The following is a 1,388-nucleotide window of genomic DNA, read 5'->3' as shown; positions in this document are numbered from 1 at the left end:
TTTTTACCTGTTAGTGTTGCATACGCATGTGGTGGGAGACCACCACCGGTGGCAAAACTAGTGTGTGTGGTGGTTGTTGCTGCGGTGGTGGTCATTGGCGAGGCCCCTGCCCCAGCAAGGCCTGCCCCGTGAGGGGAAGTGAGGGTGGTACTTGCTTGGTGGGTGTTAATGGTGGTGGGGTTATGTGGGTTACTTAGCCCGAGTGTGTGGTGATCGGTGGCATGCGGGTTATCACCACCAGCGGTTGCCATGGATGCGTTGCTTATGGTTTCTGATCCAGTTGGTGTATCGAAACGTGCACTGGTGGTTGGGGAATTAGTGAGGTTGCGTATGGGTGGGTTAGCTGCAGCGATCTCTGATTGGAGGCGTTGTTGGAACTGGTCGAGGTAGTTTTCCTCCATGCGCTGTGCGTGTTGTTCTGTTTCGGTTTCGATCATGCGTGCTGTGGTGGGGTCGTCTGCTGCGCGGGCGGCGGCTGCTTGTTCAGCGCCGTGTTTGCGTAGTTGTTCGATTGCGGTGATCGCTGCGTCGACTTCTGGTGTGATTCGTGGCGCGATCGCTCCTACCTTTTCAGCAGCTGATGCCATAGTTTCGCTGTTGTTGGCGATGGTGCGGGAGGTTTCGGCTAGTTCTGTGATGGTGTGTACTGCGGCGTCGAAGAATTCCCCTTGGTTCTCAGACTCAATTAGAGACACCAGAACCATAAGATCTTCTGCTGTTTCTAGGCACGTTTGGCTGTAATCTCTCCACGTGACGGTTAGGGTGTTGGCGTCGTGTGTTTTCGTCGCGTTGAGTCCACTCAGTAGCGATGATAGGGATGCTTCGCGTGCTGCTGTTGGTTCGGTGTAGGTGAAGTCTTGGTAGTTTCTATCAGGGCGCTGTGGGTAAGGAACGTTCGCTATTGCTTCTGGGAGCGTGCTGAACGTGTGGTTGATGGTGGGGTAGAGGGCGGGGGCGGATGTGCCGATGGCTGTTGCCAGTGATTGGGCGAGGTCTTCATCAGTGAAGAGTATTTTCTGGCAGCCGGTTGTAAAGTTCTCGTTGCTCCATTGGATTTGGGCGAGGATTTCTTGCAGTGTTCTTGCCGCGCCGCCGTCTCGGTGGGCGCTGATTTCGCTGTATTCTTGGGCGAGTTGGTTAAGGGCGTTGATGGTGGAAAACCCTCCGAGCCTGTCAGCGAGGGGGTGTTCGAGCAGGCGTTTGCTGAAGGATTCATTCCTTGCGATGATGCTTTCGAGGATGTTGGTTACTTGTTGTGTGGTGGTGGGGTTGAAGGTGATCATGGCCATGGGACTCCGCTGAGGTTGATGAGGTCGATGAGTTTGTCGTGTGAGTGTTGGCAGGTGCTAGCGGCATCGTTGAAGCGCGCGTCAGGTATAAGTTCGTCG

At 54.9% G+C, this 1,388-nt stretch carries 1 protein-coding gene; it reads right to left on the bottom strand.

Annotated features, from left to right (window positions below; translation table 11 throughout):
- Nucleotides 1-1,289: hypothetical protein (locus tag N7326_RS09375; protein ID WP_263088586.1), on the bottom strand; the 1,289-nt coding region annotated here is incomplete at its 3' end.
- Between the last annotated feature and the right edge of the window lie 99 nt (nucleotides 1,290-1,388).

This window comes from Corynebacterium sp. ES2794-CONJ1, assembly GCF_025660615.1.
GTDB lineage: Bacteria > Actinomycetota > Actinomycetes > Mycobacteriales > Mycobacteriaceae > Corynebacterium.
The sequence above is the reverse complement of the archived record's forward strand: the minus strand, read 5'-3'. Positions and strand labels throughout refer to the sequence as shown.